The organism is Pseudomonas sp. BN515 (assembly GCF_029873155.1).
Taxonomy (GTDB): Bacteria; Pseudomonadota; Gammaproteobacteria; order Pseudomonadales; family Pseudomonadaceae; genus Metapseudomonas.
In genome coordinates, this window is the sequence record NZ_SSOH01000076.1 from 23,674 (window position 1) to 38,537 (window position 14,864).

Here is a 14,864-nt window from a genome sequence, read left to right on the forward strand (position 1 = left end):
CGTAGCGTGGTATCAGGTTTGCACCGTTGGGCTTCGCGTAGCTCAGCCACAACCTACAGGGTGGACGTCGCTCTTTACGTCCACCAGCGGAACTCAGTCCTCCTCGTCTTCCCGCACCAGCACGCAATGCAGGCCGTCGTCGTCTTCGTTGCAGTCGTAGAGATAGAACATCTGCACTTCGCCGGAGGCGGTGACCACCGCAACGAAGTCGCCTGCATCGGCGAGGAAGAAGTCGCGGGTTTCCGGGTCGGCCTGGCACTCGATCAGCGCAGTGACGAAGGCGGAAGGCTCGATATCGCCGAAGTAGTCGTCGCGTTCCTGTGCACTCCACTCAGCCGGCGCCTCGAAGTGGCCGGTGAAGAGGATGCGCGCATCGCCCAGGTCTTCCTCTTCGGCGTCCAGGTCATTCTCGTCGGGGCGATAGAGGCTGCAGTCCAGGGCGTCGGCGTGGCCGAGTACGGCCTGGCGGGCGGCCAGGCGCTTCTGCGGATCGAGACCGGCGGCCAGGCAGATCTGCTCCCAGCTGTCTTGCGGGCGTGGGGACACGGGTGAATTCCTTCTAAGGTGGAGATTGGTAGAGGAGTCTAGTGTCAGGCACGGCGAAGCGGCGGGCAATTCTCCAGTGCCCCGGGCTGTGCTTAGATGAACCCGACAGCCCCAGGCCGAGCCCCATGATCCCCGCCGACATCCAGGCCCAGTTGCAAGACATCTTCCATGCCCACGGCATGACCGATCCCACGTTGCAGGAGCACCTGATGCAGGTGCTCAAGATGCGTGACTACGATCGCGACCAGCTGATCATCCGCGCCGGCGAACGTCCCACGCATTTCTACGTGATCCTCTCCGGCGTGGCGCGCTACTACTACCTGTCCCCGGAAGGCCGCCAGTGGAACAAGACCTTCTTTCGCGAAGGTCAGTTGATCGGCTCCCTCAGCGCCTACCTCAAGCAGCAGCCCTGTACCTATAACATCGCGGCGGTGGAAAAGTGCCGGCTGGCCAGCTTTCCCCTGGCGATCCTCGACCAGCAAGGGGAGCGCTTTCCCCAGCTGTTGCAAATGCAGGGCCTGATGGTTCGCCAGATCATGCTGCGCAATGAAGACCGCGAAGCGCTGCTGCTCACCAGCAACAGCGAACAACGCTACCAGTGGCTGCTGGAGCACGAGCCGTGGCTGCTGGACCGCGTGCCCCAGTACCAGCTCGCCAGCTACCTGGGCATGGACCCGGTGTCCTTCTCGCGGGTCAAGCGCAAGCGGGGGCGATGATCAGCTCCCGCACCCGCAAGCCCAGCGCCTCGGCCCGTTCCACGCAGAACGCCCGCTGCCGTTCCGGCACCTTCGAGAGGCTTATCCACAGACCGCCGTCCGCGTCCTGTACCACCTCGCAGGCCAGCATCGGGCACTCGCCACCAACCCGCTCGCGATAGACGCTGGCCGCCGCCAGCTCCCGCAGCCGCTGCTTGAAAATCTTGCCCACCACCGTCACCGGCAGGGCGTCTACCAGGAACACCCGCTTCGGACAGGCCGGACGCTCGGCGATGTGCTCGAACGCGTACTGCTGCAACTCGTCGGCGCTGACCACCTGCCCCTGGCGTAGCTGCACGAAGACCACCGGCAGCTCGCCGGCGTACTCGTCGGGCATGCCCACGGCAGCCGCCATGGACACAGCCGAATGACTTTCCAGGCAGTTCTCGATCAGCGCCGGATCGATGTTGTGGCCGCTGCGGATGATCAGGTCCTTGGCGCGGCCGGTGATGAACAGGTTGCCGTCTTCGTCCAGATGTCCCAGATCGCCGCTGCGCAGCCAGCCATCTTCCAGTGGCGATCGCTCCTGGCCCAGGTAGCCGGGAAACACCGTGGCCCCCCGCACACAGACTTCCCCACCATCGATCCGCACCTCAATCGGCTCTGCCACATGCCCGGCGCTGCCTGGAATGGCCGGGCGGGCCAGGTTGGGCAAGGCAATTACCCCGGTGCATTCGGTCATGCCATAGGCCTGGTACAGCTCCAGACCGGTCAGCGCCTTCACCTTTTCGCACAGGGCCGCCGGCACCGGCGCACCACCGGACAGCATGAAGCGCAGGCTGCTTATGTCGTGCCCGTCGATCGGCACTTCCAGCATCGCCGCCACTGAAGTGGGGATGCCGCCGCTCAGGGTGACGCCGTAATGCTCGACCAGACGCCAGTGCTGGCGGATCACCTCCGGATTGCGGAAGCCACCCAACGTCGGCAGCAGCATGCGCAGCCCGCTGGCCAGGCCGCCCAGGCTGTTCACCAGGGCACCGGCCACATGGAAGATCGGCAGGCCGTTCATCGCCACGTCCTCAGTGCCTGCGGCCATGCGCGCCCGATAGGCGCAGGCGGCGGCCACCTGGTTGGCGTGGGTCTGCCGCGCCAGCTTGGGCAAGCCGGTGGTGCCGCCGGTATGGAAGTAGGCGGCGATATCCCCCGACTGCGGCAGCAGCTCCGGTTGCAGCACCTCGCCGCTGTAGTCCTGCTGCAGGCGGTCGTAGAACAGCTCGCCGCCCGGTACCAGCACCGACAGGCACCTGGGCCGCTTCGACAGGCGCTGCGCGGCCCCCACCGCCTTCAGCCACAGGTCGGACCCCGGCACCGGCCCCAGGGCGACCACGAGGTCAGTGCCGGCCTTCTCCATCAGGCCGGCCAGGGCATCTTCGTTCAGCAGCGGGTTGATCGGGTTGGCGATGCCAACACTGGCCGCCGCCCAGAGCAGGCACTGGCTCTGCGGAATGTTCGGCAGCAACAAGGTGATGACCGGCCTGCGCCCACCCGCCAGGTCCAGCAGCAGGCGCGCGCTGCGATTGAGCTGGGCGAAGAACGCTCCGTAGCTCAGGTCCTGATCGCCGATGTCCGCCCCCAGCTCGTGGATGTAGGTCAGCGCCGTGCGATCCGCAAAGGCGGTCGCAGAAGCCTGCAAGAGTTCATAGACGGTGGTGGGAATCGGGCGGGACATGGCGGCCTCCTGGACCTGCGCGTTGTTGTGCGCCGATTCTTGGGGGCCGCCCCGACGGCGGCATTAACAAATGTTAAGAAGGCTGGCTAGGCTTCAAAGTACGGCCAGCGCCTCCTTGGCGACATCGTTCCGCCGTCCCTGTCCCCTGACCGAAGGCACCCGCCTCGATCCCATCGGCCGTTCCGGTCCGATGATTGCGACAGGAGATTCCCCATGAAACCACTCCAGCTCCTTGCCCTGAGCAGCCTTGCCGTCTGCCTCTGCGCCCAGGCCGAGATCCCCAGCGAAAAATACCTGCCCCTGAGCGTCTCCACCGAGATCGCCAGCGCGACGGTCAAGGCCTGCACCGCCAAGGGCTACAACGTCACCGCCGCGGTAGTGGATCGCGCCGGTGGCGTGCGTGTGGTGATGCGCGCCGACAAGGCCGGACCGCACACACTCGATTCCGCCCGGCGCAAGGCCTACACCTCCGCCTCCACCAAGCGCAGCACCAGCGAGATTCTGGAAAACGTGCAGAAGAACCCCGCCTCCCAGCACCTGCCGATGATCGATGGCTTCCTGATACTGGCCGGCGGTGTGCCGATAAAGGTGGGTGACGAGGTGATCGGTGCGGTAGGCGTGGGTGGCGCGCCCGGCGGCCACCTGGACGAACAATGCGCGAACGCCGGACTGGAAGCGGTCAAGGACCAGCTCAAGTAGCGCGGCGTCAGAAGCGTTCGAGCTGCATCTCGCGCAAGCGGCTCAAGGTGCGGCGGAAAGGAAACTCCAGATAGCCCTCGGTATAGAGGCGCTCCATGGCTACGGCCGCTTCCAGGTAGAGCGGTACCCGGCGGTCGTAGCACTCGTCCACCAGGGCAATGAAACGGCGCACACCATCATCATGCACCGACAGCTGCGGAAGCTCTCGGTCACCGGCGGCCACACGCTCGGCGCCATCCTCGGTGCCACGGGCGATGCGACCTTCGCGGCGAGCGGCGCTGAGGTTGGGGACATCGCCCAGCAGGATCGCTGGAAAGCGGTCGCACAGGGCGATGAAATCCAGCGCTGCCAGCGGCTGCTCGCAGAGGTCGGCGTAGCGGAACCAGACGGCTGCCGCGCATTGACGCACCACCGGCACCGGGCGATGGCCCAGCTCCACGGGTTCGTCCAGTACGCCCTGCCCCGCCGCCAAGCGCTCGAATACCCCAGCCAGGGCGCAGGGCTGTCCTGGCTCGGCGACCCAGTAACGCTGGTGGGCCGCGCCGGGATGCAGGCGATGGTCCTGGCCACCGTCCACCGCCACCACCGCCATGTGCTGTTCGATGGCCTCGATGGCGGGCAGGAAGCGCTCGCGGTTGAAGCCATCGGCATAGAGCTGCCGGGGCGGCTGGTTGGACGTCGCGACCATGGCGACACCTTCGTCAAACATCGCCCGCAGCAGGCGGCCGAGCAGCATGGCGTCGCCAATGTCGTTGACGAACAGCTCGTCGAAGCAGAGCACCCGCACCTCTTCCGCCAGTTCACGGGCGAGCGCCCGCAGCGGGTCCGGCGTGCCGGTGAGCTGGAACAGCCGCTGGTGCACCCAGCGCATGAAGTGATGGAAATGCAGGCGCCGGGCCGGGACCTTGAGGCTCTGGTGGAAACGGTCCATCAGCCAGGTCTTGCCACGCCCCACCGGGCCCCAGAGATAGACGCCAGTCACCTCGCCGGCGCGGTGCAGCGCCTCATGACAGGCCTGCAGGCAATCCACGGCATGGCGCTGGGCCGGATCCGGCTGGAAACCACCCTGCTCCAGGGCATGGCGGTAGGCGGCGAGGGGGGATTCGAAGGTCATGGCGCCGCATTGTGGAGAATGCGAGACCCCAGCGAAAGACTCGCAGGTTGGCGCAGAGCGCAGCGAAGCCCAATGCATCCGGCCTCGGATACTAGTGCGCGGCGGAAACAACCCTCACCCCCGGCCCCTCTCCCGGAGGGAGAGGGGAGCAAAGCCGTCAGAACTGCTCCAACGCCAGCAGGTCGGCCAGGGGCTGGCGACGGCGGATCAGGCGGACATCATCGCCGTCCACCAGCACTTCCGGCAGCAGCGGACGGCTGTTGTAGTTGGAGGACATCGACGCGCCATAGGCACCGGTGTCGTGGATCAACAGCAGGTCGCCGACCTGGGCCGCCGGCAGGGCACGCGGCGCCACCAGGCCGCCGTCATGCTGGGTGAACACGTCACCGGACTCGCACAGCGGACCGGCCACCACTGTCTGGCGCTGCGGGGCGGTGGACGGGTTGCCCGCGGCGTCCAGCAGGCTCATGCCGTGGAAGCTGCCGTACATCGACGGACGCATCAGGTCGTTGAAGCCGGCATCCACCAGGATGAAGTGGTTGTTACCCACATCCTTGGCCGCGCGCACTTCGCTCAGCAGGCAGCCGGATTCGGCCACCAGGAAACGGCCCGGCTCCAGTTCCAGGCGCACCGGATGCTTCACGATGCCTTCGATATCGCGACGGGCCTGGTTCCACAGCTCGGCATAGCGCGGGATGTCCACCACCGGGTCGCCATCGCGATAGGGGATCGACAGGCCGCCGCCGGCGGAAATCGCTTCCAGGTCGCAGCCCAGGTCGCGCACCGCGCCGACCATGGCGCCACAGACTTCTTCCAGGTGGCTGTAGTCGACGCCCGAACCGATGTGCATGTGCAGCCCCACCAGCACCAGGCCGTATTCGCGGATCACCGCCACCGCATCGTGCAACTGGCTGTGCCAGATGCCGTGCTTGCTGTTCTCGCCGCCGGTGTTGGTCTTCTGGCTGTGGCCGTGGCCGAAGCCGGGGTTGATGCGCAGCCAGACGCGGTGGCCGGGGCTGGCCTGGCCGAGTTGGGCGAGCATATCGATGGAGCCGACGTTCACCTCGATGCCCAGTTCCACGGCGCGCTGGAGAGTGGCGCGGTCGAGCAGGTCGCAGGTCAGCACCACGCCTGCCGGTTCGCCCTTGGGCGAGTAGCCGGCCAGCAGCGCGCGTTCGATTTCGCCGAGGGACACCGCGTCCACCTGTACACCCTCTTCGCGCATCAACCGCAGGATGCTCAGGTTGGAGCAGGCCTTCTGGGCGAAGCGGATCACGTCGAAGCCCTTGAGCTGGGCGATGCGCTCGCGGATCACCGCGGCGTCGTAGCACCACAGCGGGGTGCCGTGTTCACGGGCGAGAGTGGCGAGGGTAGCGGCGGGGATATTCGGGCGCATGGCGGCCTCCGGAATTCAGGATGACGTCATGATGGCGAGACGGGATGATTCAATAAAATACCAATTTATGATCACGCCATTCATTATTGATATGTACTGACACCCGTTTCCGAGCGCCCCATGGACCTTTCCATTCGCCATATCGAAATCTTCCGCGCGGTGATGACCGCTGGCAGCGTCACCGGCGCCGCGCGCCTGCTGTTCACTTCGCAGCCCACCGTGAGCCGCGAATTGGCACGCTTCGAGCACCTGCTGGGATTCCGCCTGTTCGATCGTGAAGGCGGGCGGCTGGCTCCCACCGCCCAGGGGCTGGCGCTGTTCGACGAGGTGCAGCGTTCCTACGCCGGCCTGGAACGCATCGTCGGCGCGGCCCAGGCCATCCGCCGCTTCGACCAGGGCCAACTGGCCATCACCGGCCTTCCGGTCTTTGCCCAGACCTTGCTGCCAGGGTTCTGCCAGGCCTTTCTCGAACGCCATCCGGGCGTGCGCCTGTCCATCAGCGCCCAGGAGTCGCCCCTGCTGGAGGAGTCCCTGAGCGGCCAGCGGCATGACCTGGGCCTGTCGGAAACCGACCTGCTGCCCCGCGGCACCCGGGGTTCAACGCTATTCGCCGCCGATATGGTCTGCGTGCTGCCGGATGGCCACGAACTGTTGAGCAGATCCGAGCTGGAACTGGCGGACTTCCACGGTCGCCCGTTCATCAGCCTGTCCGGCCTGGATATCTACCGGCAGAGCCTGGACGCCCACTTCCTCGCCGCAGGAGTGGAACGCCGCATGGTGGTGGAAACCAGCACCGCCGCCTCGCTCTGCGCCCTGGTTCGCCAAGGGCTCGGCCTGGCCATCGTCAACCCGCTGAGTGCGCTGGACGAAGCTGGGCGTGGGTTGCAGATACGCCGTCTGCGAACCTCGATTCCATTCCGTGTGCAGTTGGTCCGGCCGGAATACCGACCCTCGTCGGCACTGGTGGATGAAGCGGAGGAGGTGTTGAAGGATGTAGCGGCGGGATTCCTGGAAAGGCTGGAATCCCGGTTGCGCGGACTCATTCCGTAGGGTGTGCCGCGCGCAGCCGGATCGCCCGTAGGAGCTGGCTTGCCAGCGAATGGTGCCTTTTCGCTAGCAAGCTAGCTCCTACAAGGCTCTGGCAAGCCAATTCATTCGCCAAGCAGGCGACAGGCCTGCCCCATTTCCTCACTGCGCGCTGTTCTGCACCGTCGCCTGGCGAATCTGGTTGTCCTTGTACTGGCGGTAGTTCTTCGCCGCCGCCGGTACCGGGCCGCTCTTGCCGGTTTCCAGCCAGCGGCGCATGCGCGTGGCGTCGGCCACGTGGGTGTACTTGCCGAAGGCATCCAGCAGCACCATGGCGACCGGGCGGCCGTTCATGTGGGTCAGCATCACCAGGCAGTGACCCGCCTCGTCGGTGAAGCCAGTCTTGGTCACCTGGATGCTCCAGCCGGGCTTGCGTACCAGGCTGTTGGTGTTGCGGAAGCCCAGGCTGTAGCGCGGCTTGACGAAGGTGATGGTCTTCTCCGGCGTGGTGCTGAGCTGGCTCAGCATCGGGTACTTGCGGGCTTCCTTGAGCAGCAGCACCAGGTCGTGGGCGCTGGACACGTTGTGCAGCGACAGGCCGGTGGGTTCGACATAGCGGGTGCTGGTCATGCCCAGCGCGCGGGCCTTGGTGTTCATCGCCTTGATGAAGGCCGAATAACCGCCGGGATAGGACTCGGCCAGGGCAGTGGCGGCGCGGTTCTCCGACGACATGAGGGTCATCAGCATCATGTCGTGGCGATTGACCTGGCTGCCCACGCGTACCCGCGAATACACGCCTTTCATGTCCGGGTTGTCACGGATGGTCACGGAGATGACCTCGTCCATGGGCTGCTTGGCGTCCAGCACCACCATGGCAGTCATCAGCTTGGTCACCGAGGCGATCGGGGCAACCAGGTCGGGATTTCGGGAATAGAGGACCTTGTCGGTGTTCAGGTCCAGCAACATCACGCTGCCGGAGGCCAGGTGCAGTTGAGCCGGGTCGCGAACCGGCAGCGGCGCTTCCTGGGCTTGGGCCGGAGAGCCTGCAAAAACGAACAGGCAGGTACCGAGAACGAACAGCTTGGCGATCGAACTGCGAATTTTCACGATGCGTCCAGTAAAGAAAGAAAAAATGAAGGGAGGAAAAGAAGAGTAAGACCCATACCTCAGAAGTATAGGAATGAAGGCGCCTTAATACTCAGCGCCTTCCGTCGACGAGGCGCGATTTTGCGCCATTGGTCGTAGGACTGCCAGAGGGAGGTGGCGGGCGTTTCCGCCGCGGGGATCAGCGAAGCGACGCGCCGCGCTCGGCCAGCAACTGACGCAGCAGAGATCGATGGCAGCGTGCCTCGTTCTCGCAGTAGCAGCCGACCGCGAAGTGGCTGCCGTGGGACAGGGCGGCCAGCAGGTCCAGCACCCTGGCGCCCTCCCCGCCTTCCATTTCGGCGCGGTAGCGCTTGGCGAAGCGCGCCCAGTCGGCGTCGCTTTCGGCGGCCTTGCCCTCGGCCATCAGGTCCGCGCTGGGCGCCAGCAGGGGTAGCCAGGTGTCGTAGTAGTCGCGGCTGGCGAATTCGGCCTTGGGTACGCCCTGTGGCGGCCGGCGCACGGTGCCGATGCGCAACCCTTCATCGGCGGCTCGTGGAGTGCCCAGTTGGACGATGCTGATGCTCATCTCCCCTCCTCCTCAGCGGCTGCTGCCCGGCAGCACACGGAAATCCTCGCTTTCCTCCAGGGCCTGGAGCGCTTCCAGCAGGGCCGGCGGCGGCACCACCAGCTTGCGCTGCTCCAGGTCGAACCAGCCGGCGGTGGAGGTAACCCGCGCCGCCAGGATGCTGCCCCGATAGAACTCGTTGCGCAGCATCATCCGGCTGCCGTCTTCGGACAGGCCGGCCAGGCGCATGCTGATGTCCATCGCGTCCAGCAGATGGAATTCCCGGAAGTATTCGATCTCGTCCTTCATCACCACCGGCCCGAGGCGCAGGCGGTGGAACTCGGACATGGGGAAGCCGCGGTCGGCGAAGTACATCATGCGCACGTCGGCGGACTTGTCGAGGTAAGCGGTGTTGCGCATATGGGAGTTGAAGTCCATGTCGCCCCAACCGGCAATGAGGGTCTTCTGATACATGAGGAGGCTCCGCAGCAAGGGGTGTGGGGCTCACTTTATGGCCCATTACCCCTTTGCCATACTGGCGCGATTGACAACTTTGGTAGCGATCTCGCCATGAAGCTCACCGTCCTCGCCCTTGAGGGTGTGTTCGACACAGGCCTGGCCACCGTGCTCGACGCCCTTGCCACTGCCAACGAACTTTCCACCCTGCATGGGTTGCCCTGCCCGCAGTTCGAGGTGGCCCTGGCCGGGGTACGGCCGGAAGTGAACAGCTCCCTGGGTTTCGGCGTTCCGGTGCGACCACTGGCCGATTGCCCGACGCCGGAGTGGGTGATCGTCCCGGCCATGGGCTACAAGATGCCCGACCCATTGCAGCAAGCCCTGGCCCGACCTGACGTAGCCGATGCGGTTGTCGCCCTGCGCCGCTGGGCGGAAGGTGGCGCGCGAATCGCCGCAGCCTGCATCGGCACTTTCGTGCTGGCGGAAACCGGCTTGCTGGACGGACACGAAGCCACCACCACCTGGTGGCTGACACCGCTGTTCCGGCAACGTTATCCACAGGTGCAGCTCGACGCCGGCCGGATGATCGTCAGCTCCGGGCAATTGGTGACCGCCGGCGCCGCCCTCAGCCACCTGGACCTGACCCTCTGGCTCATCCGCCAGACCAGCCCGGAGCTGGCCGCCCTGGTAGCGCGCTACCTGATCGTCGACTCGCGGCCGTCGCAATCGGCCTATGCCCTCTCCGACCACCTGGCTCATGCCGACCCGCTGGTGCAACGCTTCGACCGCTGGGTACGCGAGCGCCTGGCCGAGGGGTTCAACCTCGATGCAGCCGCCAGCGAACTGGCCACCAGCAAGCGCACCCTCGCCCGGCGCATCCACGAAGTGCTGGGCAAGACGCCCCTGGCCTACGTTCAGGACCTGCGCATCGAACGCGCCGTGCACCTGCTGAAAACCAGCGAGCACAGCGTCGACCAGGTGGCCGGGCTGGTGGGCTACGCCGACGGCGTGACCCTGCGCACCCTGCTGCGCAAACGCCTCGGCAAGGGTATCCGCGAGCTGCGCGCCAGCTGAGCGGCGGGCGCTATTCGATCACTTGGGCAGTCCGAACCAGCAGGAAATGACCTTGAACTGCTCCGGGATGGGCGCCGTGACCGTTTCGAAGACGCGCCGGTATCCGGTAGAGAGAATCTGCCAGGCCCCGTCGCGCTTGACGTATTCGTCCTGGTAGAACGCCGTGCCGTGCACCATCCAGCCGTTCTCCGTGTCGATCACATGATCCTCAAGGTACCAGCTACCCCGGGCCCGATCGGGCGCGACCAACTCGATCTCCGGGTGGTGCCCCTGATGCTTGGACAGCAGGGTCGGACGGTCCATCAGCCCACGCAGCCCCTCTACAAAGCCGGCGCGACCGGAAAAGGCGTACTTGCCGCTGTCCAGCGCGGTGGTCACGTCCTCGGCCACACAGGTTTCGAACAAGGCCCAGTCATGGCAGTCGATCGCCCTGAAATAGCGGTACTTCAGCTGCTTGATCTGCTCGATTTCCAGAAGTGTTTCAACGGCGTCGGCCATCTCTGCTGCTCCATGTAAGGGGAGCGCCCAACCTAGCCGGCGCTACCCGGCCAATCATCGTCCGAGGAGACTAGCGCCCTGCGCGATGACCAATAGTCCGATCGGCCGATGCCCCTCTGCCCCGGCGATGCGAGTTTCCCCGCACCTGCAACCTAGCAGGACAAACGAGGAGGCTCATGGCATGTCCGAGGCATCGCACAAGCAAGCGCTCTATGAACTCGTCTGTCGTTACGCACAGGCGGTGGATAAACGGGATTGGACGGCACTGGCCCGCCTGTTCGCACCCGACGCAGTACTCAAAGGGCCCGGCTTCAGCTTCGACGGCGTTGACGCCATCGTCGCGGGAATGAACGGTCTGGGTCGCTACAGCGTCACCCAGCACCATGTCCACAACCACCTGGCGGAGGTGGAAGACCTCGAGGCGAGTGCCGAAACCTACTGCATCGCCAACCACATCTACGAAGCCGAGGGCGTCACCCGCAAGCTGGATTGGGGCATCCGCTACCGTGATCGCTTCGCCTGCATTGACGGTCTCTGGCGCATCACCTGTCGCGAGCTACTGCTGGACTGGTCCCAGGACCAGCCCTTGCCAGGAGCCAATCAGTGATCGGGGCCCTGAGCGGCAAGACTGCGCTGATCACCGGCGGCACCGGCGCCCTGGCCAGGGTTTGTGCCCTCGCGCTGATCAGGGACGGTGCCAGCGTGGTGCTGCTGGGCCGACGCGCCGAGGCGCTGGAGGCAGCCCGCAACGACCTGCTCGGGCAGGTGCCCGGCGCCCAGGTCGAGTGCTGCGTCGGCGACGCCTGTGAGGAAGCCGACTTGCTACGTGCGCTGGACCAGGCCTACGACCTTCACCAGCGCCTGGACATCCTGATCCCCACAGTGGGCGGTGGTGGCTTTCGCCCCCTGCTGCACCACGACGCCAAGAGCTTCACCGCCGAACTCGATGCAAACCTGATGAGCGCCTTCCTCGCCATCCGACATGGCGCCCCGCTGATGGCGCGCAACGGCGGCGGCTCCATCGTGTGCATCTCGTCCACGGCCGCGCAAATGACCTTCCGCTGGCTGTCGTCCTACTGCACCGCCAAGGCTGCCCTGGAAAGTCTGGTGCGCTGCGCTGCCGAGGAGCTGGCCAGCGCCGGCATCCGCGTCAACTCCGTGCGCCCCGGACTATTTCGCAGCGAGGCCACTGGCGCCCTGTTCGCCAGCCCCGAACTCTGCCGGCCGTTCCTCGACGAGGTACCGCTCGGCCGCCTCGGCACACCCGAGGACATCGCAGGGGCTGTGCGTTACCTGGCCGGCCCGGAATCGGTCTGGACCACCGGCCAGAGCCTGGCCATCGACGGCGGCAACGAACTACGCCGCAATCCCCACCTGGACGACCTTGTGGCGGCCATGTACGGCGCAGATGCCATACAGGACGCCCTGGCCGGTCGGGCCCCCTTGAGGAGAGCTGAATGAAACGTGTCCAAGACAAGGTCGTACTGATCACCGGCGCCGCCAGCGGCGTCGGCAAGGCCGATGCCCTTCTGCTGGCCGCCGAAGGCGCCCGCGTGGTGCTGGCGGACATAGACTGCGAGGCCGGCGCGGCCCTGGCCGCCGAGATCGGTGCCGCAGCCCTGTTCGTCGAACTCGATGTCGCCGAGGAACAACACTGGCAGCGGGCAATCGAGCAGACCCTGGCGACCTTCGGCCGCCTCGATGTGCTGGTCAACAACGCCGCCATCTGCCCCCTGGGTACGATCGAAGAGGCCAGCCTGCAGCAATGGCGCAACGTGATGCGGGTGAACGCCGATGGCTACTTCCTCGGCTGCAAGTACGGCATCGAGGCGATGAAGCGCAACGCCACCGGCGGCTCGATCATCATGATGTCCTCGGTCGCCGCCCTCGGCGGTCTGCCGCCCATGTGCGCCTACACCGGTTCCAAAGGCGCCGTCACCGCCCTGACCCGCAACGTGGCGATGCACTGCAAGAACAGCGGCTACCGCATCCGCTGCAACTCCATTCACCCCGACGGCATCTGGACACCCATGACCCAGTCCCTGGTGCCCAACCTCGATCCGGTGGCCCTGGGCATCGGCGACAACCCCATGGCACGCATGTGCATGCCGGAAGACGTGGCCAACCTGGTGCTGTTCCTCGCCTCGGACGAATCGCGCTTCGTCAACGGCGCCGAACTGCGCATCGACAACGCACAGACGATCTCCGGCATCGCCGGTTAATCCAATGATTCGGGAGCAAACAAGCATGAGCATGTTGCAAGGCAAGGTCGCCCTGGTGACCGGAGGCGGCCAGGGCGTTGGCCAGGGTATCGCCTACTCGCTGGCCGCCGAGGGCGCCAAGGTCGCAGTGGCCGGTCGCACCCGCGCCACTCTGGAAGAGACTTGTGCCGAAATTCGCCGCCGTGGCGGCACCGCCCTGGCGCTCGAATGCGATGTGATGAGCCCGGCGGATATCGATCGCTGCGTGGCCCAAGTGGTGGAGGCCTTCGGTGGCCTCAACATCCTGGTCAACAACGCCCACATCGTGCCGCTGGGCAGCATCCTCGAGGTGACGGACGAAGCCTTCATGAAGGGCATCGACTCAGGCCCCATGGCCACCCTGCGCCTGATGCGCGCCTGCTACCCGTACCTCAAGGGCGATGGCGCCGTGGTCAACCTGGCCTCCTCCGCCGCCGTGCGCTGGGACGCATCGGGCTACGGCCACTACGCCGCAACCAAGGAAGCCATCCGCTCGCTCAGCCGTGGGGCTGCCTGCGAATGGGGCGTGGACGGCATCCGCGTCAACGTCATCGCCCCCCACGCCCTATCCCCCGGCCTACGCGGCTGGATCGAAGCCAACCCGGTGGAGGCGGAAGCCTTCTTCAGCAGCATTCCGCTGCGCCGGGTGGGAGATTGTGAACACGACATCGGCCGCACCGTGGCCTTCCTGGTCAGCGACAACGCCCGCTATCTGACCGGCGCCACCATCCCGTTGGATGGCGGCCAGGCTTATTGGGGCTAAAGGAGAACGTCATGCAACGTCTGGCAAACAAAGTCGCCATCATCACCGGCGGCGCGCGCGGTATGGGCGCGCAAACCTCGCGTCTGTTCGTCAAGGAAGGCGCCACCGTCGTCATCGCCGACCTGCTGGAGGACGAAGGCCGCGCACTGGCGGCGGAACTGGGTGAGGCGGCCAGTTTCCGCCGCCTGGATGTCAGCAAGGAAGAAGGTTGGCAGCAGTTGGTCCGCGAAACCGTGGAGCGCCACGGCCGCATCGACGTGCTGGTGAACAACGCCGCCGTGCTGGTATTCGGCGCCATCGAAGAGTTGACCCAAACACAGTTCGAGCGCGCCCTGTCGATCAACCTCACCGGCACCTTCCTCGGCATCCGTAGCGTGGCGCCGATCATGCGCGAACAGCGCGCCGGCTCCATCGTCAACATCTCGTCCGTGGACGGCCTGCGCGGGGTCAACGCGCTGGCGGCCTACGTGTCGAGCAAGTGGGGCGTGCGCGGCCTGACCAAGGTTGCGGCGCTGGAACTGGGGCCCCATGGCGTGCGCGTCAACTCGGTGCATCCGGGTGGCGTCGATACCGTCATGTCCAACCCCACCGGTGCCTCGCGGGAAGAGCTGGCTCCGCAGTACCGCACCGTGCCGCAGCAACGCATTGGCGCACCGGAGGAGATCGCCCGCGCCACGCTCTTCCTCGCCAGCGACGAAGCCAGCTACTGCAATGGCAGCGAACTGTCGGTGGATGGCGGCGTGGCGGCCGGTTCCTATTACCCCGGCCTACCGGGCTCGCCGATCTGATTGGGGAAATGTGTCTAGTCCTGAAATAGGTTTACACCTATCAGGCTAAGCTCCAGACCTCAAAACGCCCGATGCACCGCAGCGGGCGTTTTGTATTGCAGGGCCTGGTGAGGGCGTTCCCGGTTATAGATATCCACGGCCTCGCGCACCATCCGACGGGCCTGTTCCAGGTGCGCTGGGGTGTGGGTC

18 protein-coding genes are annotated in these 14,864 nt (G+C 65.8%); 9 read left to right on the top strand and 9 right to left on the bottom strand.

Going from position 1 to position 14,864, the window contains the following annotated elements:
* Positions 1-93: 93 nt before the first annotated feature.
* Positions 94-546, bottom strand: a complete 453-nt coding sequence (locus tag E8E91_RS20970; protein ID WP_280378482.1) for a hypothetical protein — start codon at positions 544-546, stop codon at positions 94-96.
* A 125-nt stretch (positions 547-671) separates the two neighbouring features.
* Between E8E91_RS20970 and E8E91_RS20975 the strand changes: the two genes are divergently transcribed.
* Positions 672-1,262, top strand: coding sequence for a Crp/Fnr family transcriptional regulator (locus tag E8E91_RS20975; RefSeq protein ID WP_280378483.1), 591 nt, complete (start codon positions 672-674; stop codon positions 1,260-1,262).
* On the opposite strand, the gene E8E91_RS20980 is transcribed toward E8E91_RS20975, so the two are convergent.
* The gene (locus tag E8E91_RS20980) at positions 1,240-2,970 is read right to left on the bottom strand and encodes an AMP-binding protein (protein ID WP_280378486.1); all 1,731 of its coding nucleotides are present in this window, start codon (positions 2,968-2,970) and stop codon (positions 1,240-1,242) included. The genes E8E91_RS20975 and E8E91_RS20980 overlap by 23 nt on opposite strands.
* A gap of 213 nt (positions 2,971-3,183) precedes the next feature.
* On the opposite strand from E8E91_RS20980, the gene E8E91_RS20985 reads away from it, so the two are divergent.
* On the top strand, positions 3,184-3,669 hold the full coding sequence (locus tag E8E91_RS20985; protein ID WP_280378488.1) for a heme-binding protein: 486 nt from the start codon (positions 3,184-3,186) through the stop codon (positions 3,667-3,669).
* Positions 3,670-3,676: 7 nt separating this feature from the next.
* Here the strand turns inward: E8E91_RS20985 and zapE are convergent, their stop codons facing one another.
* Together zapE and lysA are read right to left on the bottom strand one after the other, a co-directional pair.
* Positions 3,677-4,783, bottom strand: coding sequence for a cell division protein ZapE (gene zapE, locus E8E91_RS20990; protein WP_280378490.1), 1,107 nt, complete (start codon positions 4,781-4,783; stop codon positions 3,677-3,679).
* Between the two features lie 157 nt (positions 4,784-4,940).
* A complete protein-coding gene (lysA, locus tag E8E91_RS20995; protein ID WP_280378491.1) occupies positions 4,941-6,179 on the bottom strand; it encodes a diaminopimelate decarboxylase in 1,239 nt (412 codons plus the stop codon).
* A gap of 120 nt (positions 6,180-6,299) precedes the next feature.
* Here lysA and E8E91_RS21000 point away from each other — a divergent pair, with 120 nt between their 5' ends.
* Positions 6,300-7,229: a LysR family transcriptional regulator gene (locus E8E91_RS21000; protein ID WP_280378493.1), complete on the top strand. Its 930-nt coding sequence runs from the start codon at positions 6,300-6,302 to the stop codon at positions 7,227-7,229.
* A 138-nt stretch (positions 7,230-7,367) separates the two neighbouring features.
* Here E8E91_RS21000 and pbpG read toward each other — a convergent pair whose 3' ends face one another.
* The 3 genes from pbpG to E8E91_RS21015 all read right to left on the bottom strand — a co-directional run bounded on the left by pbpG (position 7,368) and on the right by E8E91_RS21015 (position 9,330).
* Positions 7,368-8,312, bottom strand: a complete 945-nt coding sequence (gene pbpG, locus E8E91_RS21005; protein ID WP_280378495.1) for a D-alanyl-D-alanine endopeptidase — start codon at positions 8,310-8,312, stop codon at positions 7,368-7,370.
* Positions 8,313-8,490: 178 nt separating this feature from the next.
* Entirely contained in the window at positions 8,491-8,877 is a 387-nt protein-coding gene (locus E8E91_RS21010) for a DUF488 family protein (protein ID WP_280378497.1), read from the bottom strand.
* A 12-nt stretch (positions 8,878-8,889) separates the two neighbouring features.
* The gene (locus E8E91_RS21015; protein ID WP_280378500.1) at positions 8,890-9,330 is read right to left on the bottom strand and encodes a thioesterase family protein; all 441 of its coding nucleotides are present in this window, start codon (positions 9,328-9,330) and stop codon (positions 8,890-8,892) included.
* A gap of 96 nt (positions 9,331-9,426) precedes the next feature.
* Between E8E91_RS21015 and E8E91_RS21020 the strand changes: the two genes are divergently transcribed.
* Positions 9,427-10,386: a helix-turn-helix domain-containing protein gene (locus E8E91_RS21020; protein ID WP_280378503.1), complete on the top strand. Its 960-nt coding sequence runs from the start codon at positions 9,427-9,429 to the stop codon at positions 10,384-10,386.
* A gap of 18 nt (positions 10,387-10,404) precedes the next feature.
* Here E8E91_RS21020 and E8E91_RS21025 read toward each other — a convergent pair whose 3' ends face one another.
* Positions 10,405-10,884, bottom strand: a complete 480-nt coding sequence (locus E8E91_RS21025) for a nuclear transport factor 2 family protein (RefSeq protein WP_280378506.1) — start codon at positions 10,882-10,884, stop codon at positions 10,405-10,407.
* Positions 10,885-11,065: 181 nt separating this feature from the next.
* Between E8E91_RS21025 and E8E91_RS21030 the strand changes: the two genes are divergently transcribed.
* From E8E91_RS21030 to E8E91_RS21050, 5 genes are read left to right on the top strand one after another with little or no spacing between them, the layout of a single operon-like run.
* The gene (locus E8E91_RS21030) at positions 11,066-11,491 is read left to right on the top strand and encodes a nuclear transport factor 2 family protein (protein ID WP_151132143.1); all 426 of its coding nucleotides are present in this window, start codon (positions 11,066-11,068) and stop codon (positions 11,489-11,491) included.
* Positions 11,488-12,345: an SDR family oxidoreductase gene (locus tag E8E91_RS21035; RefSeq protein ID WP_280372082.1), complete on the top strand. Its 858-nt coding sequence runs from the start codon at positions 11,488-11,490 to the stop codon at positions 12,343-12,345. Before E8E91_RS21030 ends, E8E91_RS21035 begins: the two co-directional genes overlap by 4 nt.
* Complete coding sequence (locus E8E91_RS21040) at positions 12,342-13,106, top strand: SDR family oxidoreductase (protein WP_280372081.1); 765 nt, start codon at positions 12,342-12,344, stop codon at positions 13,104-13,106. Before E8E91_RS21035 ends, E8E91_RS21040 begins: the two co-directional genes overlap by 4 nt.
* A 25-nt stretch (positions 13,107-13,131) precedes the next feature.
* Positions 13,132-13,887 (top strand): SDR family oxidoreductase, encoded by a 756-nt coding sequence (locus E8E91_RS21045; RefSeq protein WP_280378509.1) that lies wholly within the window; start codon positions 13,132-13,134, stop codon positions 13,885-13,887.
* 11 nt (positions 13,888-13,898) lie between these two features.
* Positions 13,899-14,675, top strand: a complete 777-nt coding sequence (locus E8E91_RS21050) for a glucose 1-dehydrogenase (protein ID WP_280372079.1) — start codon at positions 13,899-13,901, stop codon at positions 14,673-14,675.
* A 59-nt stretch (positions 14,676-14,734) separates the two neighbouring features.
* On the opposite strand, the gene E8E91_RS21055 is transcribed toward E8E91_RS21050, so the two are convergent.
* The coding region (locus tag E8E91_RS21055; RefSeq protein ID WP_280378512.1) for an integrase core domain-containing protein at positions 14,735-14,864 on the bottom strand (130 nt) is incomplete at its 5' end.

Excerpts from the sequence above, each read along its gene's own strand:
- E8E91_RS20985 (WP_280378488.1), top strand. The coding sequence starts at position 3,184 with ATGAAACCACTCCAGCTCCTTGCCCTGAGCAGCCTTGCCGTCTGCCTC.
- E8E91_RS21050 (WP_280372079.1), top strand. The coding sequence starts at position 13,899 with ATGCAACGTCTGGCAAACAAAGTCGCCATCATCACCGGCGGCGCGCGC.
- E8E91_RS21040 (WP_280372081.1), top strand. The coding sequence starts at position 12,342 with ATGAAACGTGTCCAAGACAAGGTCGTACTGATCACCGGCGCCGCCAGC.
- E8E91_RS20975 (WP_280378483.1), top strand. The coding sequence starts at position 672 with ATGATCCCCGCCGACATCCAGGCCCAGTTGCAAGACATCTTCCATGCC.
- E8E91_RS21045 (WP_280378509.1), top strand. The coding sequence starts at position 13,132 with ATGAGCATGTTGCAAGGCAAGGTCGCCCTGGTGACCGGAGGCGGCCAG.
- E8E91_RS21020 (WP_280378503.1), top strand. The coding sequence starts at position 9,427 with ATGAAGCTCACCGTCCTCGCCCTTGAGGGTGTGTTCGACACAGGCCTG.
- zapE (WP_280378490.1), bottom strand. The coding sequence starts at position 4,783 with ATGACCTTCGAATCCCCCCTCGCCGCCTACCGCCATGCCCTGGAGCAG.
- lysA (WP_280378491.1), bottom strand. The coding sequence starts at position 6,179 with ATGCGCCCGAATATCCCCGCCGCTACCCTCGCCACTCTCGCCCGTGAA.
- E8E91_RS21015 (WP_280378500.1), bottom strand. The coding sequence starts at position 9,330 with ATGTATCAGAAGACCCTCATTGCCGGTTGGGGCGACATGGACTTCAAC.
- E8E91_RS21030 (WP_151132143.1), top strand. The coding sequence starts at position 11,066 with ATGTCCGAGGCATCGCACAAGCAAGCGCTCTATGAACTCGTCTGTCGT.
- E8E91_RS20980 (WP_280378486.1), bottom strand. The coding sequence starts at position 2,970 with ATGTCCCGCCCGATTCCCACCACCGTCTATGAACTCTTGCAGGCTTCT.
- E8E91_RS21025 (WP_280378506.1), bottom strand. The coding sequence starts at position 10,884 with ATGGCCGACGCCGTTGAAACACTTCTGGAAATCGAGCAGATCAAGCAG.
- E8E91_RS21010 (WP_280378497.1), bottom strand. The coding sequence starts at position 8,877 with ATGAGCATCAGCATCGTCCAACTGGGCACTCCACGAGCCGCCGATGAA.
- E8E91_RS21000 (WP_280378493.1), top strand. The coding sequence starts at position 6,300 with ATGGACCTTTCCATTCGCCATATCGAAATCTTCCGCGCGGTGATGACC.